The organism is Spirillospora sp. NPDC049652, assembly GCF_040675125.1.
GTDB lineage: Bacteria > Actinomycetota > Actinomycetes > Streptosporangiales > Streptosporangiaceae > Spirillospora.
Genome location: NZ_JBFAOF010001084.1, coordinates 1 through 2,222 on the forward strand (window position 1 = coordinate 1; position 2,222 = coordinate 2,222).

The window sequence follows — 2,222 nt, forward strand, 5'->3', positions numbered from 1 at the left end:
CGCGGGTCCGCCAGCACCCGCCGGACGTCGGCGTGCCCGGACACCGCCCGCATCACGTCCCCGCTCGGCACCCTGATCTCCGGCAGGCCCGCGGCCGCGCGTTCGGAGTCCATCACGCCTCCCTCGTCCGGCCCCTCATGCTCCCGGACCGTCCGCCGGACGTCGAGCGGGGCCGGGCCCCGGAAGCCCTCCGGCGCCCTACTCCGGGCCGCCGGCCTCCGGCTCGGGGAGGCCGAGGTAGCGGACGACCATCCGGGCGACGAACCCCGCGACCCGCTCGGGCGGGGACTCGGAGAGGATCAGGTGGCTCATGGTCAGCCGCACGGCGGCCTCGGTGATCTCGGCGAACGCCTCGCGGTCCAGGTGCGGCCAGCGGTCCAGGGCGTGCTCGACGATCCGCGCGGACGCGGTGAACAGCACCGGCTCGGCCTGCGTGGTCAGCAGCGGCAGCAGCTCGTCCCCGCCCGCCCCGGTCAGCACCACCTTCTTCAGCGGGTCGTCCGCCGAGGTGAGCAGGGTGAACCGGACCGCCGCCGCGACCGCCGCGTACAGGTCGTCGTGGTCGGCGAGCACCCGGTCGATGCCGTCCAGGTAGCGCTCGTTGTCGCGCAGCACCACCGCCTGCGCGAGCCCCCACTTGTCGCCGAACTCGTTGTAGACGGTCTGCCGGCTCACCCCGGCGGCCTGGGCCACGTCCCTCATGCGCAACCCCTTGTAGCCGTGCTGGACGAGCAGTTCGGCGGCGGCGTCGAGCAGCGCCTCACGCACCGGGCTCGGCCGGTCGCCCACGGCACGGCCCCCGGGGACGGCCGGGACGGGCGGAACGGCGGGGTCGGACGGAGTCATCGACGGCTCCGGGATCGAGGGCGGCGAAGCGCGGCGGACAAGGCGGGAGCTGAGCCGGCGGCGGCGTGGGGACGGACTCGGACGGCGACGGACGGTGATGCACGCATGGCCTCACGGAAACCCGCTCGCTGTCAAGAACCGGTGCTCATTATGATCGCCGGCGTGAAGAGCGACGAGTACCTGGACGTCAACCGCGAACTCTGGGACGAGCGGGTCCCGATCCATGTCGGCAGCGAGTTCTACGACGTGGCTGGGTTCCGCGCGGGCTCGGACGCGCTCCGCGACTTCGAGCTCGCCGAGGTCGGGGACGTCTCCGGGCGGACGCTCGCGCACCTGCAGTGCCACTTCGGCCTCGACACGCTCTCCTGGGCGCGGCACGGCGCGACCGTCACCGGGCTGGACTTCTCCGCGCCCGCGATCGACGCCGCGCGCGGCATCGCGGCCGAGACCGGGATCGACGCCCGGTTCGTCGTCTCCGACGTCTACGCCGCGCGCGAGGCGCTCGGCACGACCTACGACATCGTCTACACCGGGCTCGGCGCGCTGTGCTGGCTGCCCGACCTCGGCCGGTGGGCCTCGACGGTCGCCGGGCTGCTCAACCCCGGCGGGTTCCTCTACCTCTCCGAGTTCCACCCGTTCGCGGACGTCCTGGACGACGAGACCGGCACGACCGTCACGTACGACTACTTCGACCGGGAACCCCAGGAGTGGAACGAGCCCGGCACCTACACCGACCGCGCCGCCGCGACCCGCAACAACCGGTCGATCTCGTTCACGCACGGCATCGGCGACGTGGTCAGCGCCGTCATCGCCGCCGGGCTGCGCCTGGAGTTCCTGCACGAGCACGACCACACCCTCTTCGCCCGGCACGCGAACCTGGAGAAGCACGGCCAGAGGTACCGGCAGCCCGAGGGGCGCCCGCGCGTCCCCATGATGTACTCCCTGCGCGCGACCCGCGCCTGACCCGCGCCTGATCCGCGCGCCTGATCCGCGCCGGCTGACCCGGCCCGGTCAGCCGGCGCACGCCGTCCGGACGAACCGGTCGCGGCGGACCTCGACCGGTGGCCCGCACGCGACGAGGCGTCCCCCGGCCAGCACGTGGACGGTGTCGCAGACGCCGAGCACCCGCTCCAGTTCCCGTTCGACCAGGACGACGGCGAGGCCCTCGGCGGCGAGGTCGCGCAGCAGCACCTCCAGGGAGCGGGCGGCCGCCTCGCCGAGCCCGGATGACGGCTCGTCCAGCACCAGCGCCCGCGGCCGCGCCGTGAGCGCGGCCGCCAGCTCGGCGAGCCGCGCGACCTCGGGCGGCAGGGCGTCGGTCCGGTGCGCGGCGAACGCGGCGATGCCGAGCCGCGCGAGCAGCGCGTCGGCGGTCT

At 74.4% G+C, this 2,222-nt stretch carries 3 protein-coding genes; 1 reads left to right on the forward strand and 2 read right to left on the reverse strand.

All coding sequences use genetic code 11. From position 1 onward, the window contains the following. Nucleotides 1-198 precede the first annotated feature (198 nt). Nucleotides 199-846, reverse strand: coding sequence for a TetR/AcrR family transcriptional regulator (locus tag AB0J52_RS37165; RefSeq protein ID WP_500187622.1), 648 nt, complete (start codon nucleotides 844-846; stop codon nucleotides 199-201). Nucleotides 847-1,008: 162 nt separating this feature from the next. Here AB0J52_RS37165 and AB0J52_RS37170 point away from each other — a divergent pair, with 162 nt between their 5' ends. Continuing rightward, complete coding sequence (locus AB0J52_RS37170; protein ID WP_500187624.1) at nucleotides 1,009-1,809, forward strand: class I SAM-dependent methyltransferase; 801 nt, start codon at nucleotides 1,009-1,011, stop codon at nucleotides 1,807-1,809. Between the two features lie 48 nt (nucleotides 1,810-1,857). Here the strand turns inward: AB0J52_RS37170 and AB0J52_RS37175 are convergent. Beyond that, the coding region (locus AB0J52_RS37175) for a P-loop NTPase family protein (protein ID WP_500187626.1) at nucleotides 1,858-2,222 on the reverse strand (365 nt) is incomplete at its 5' end.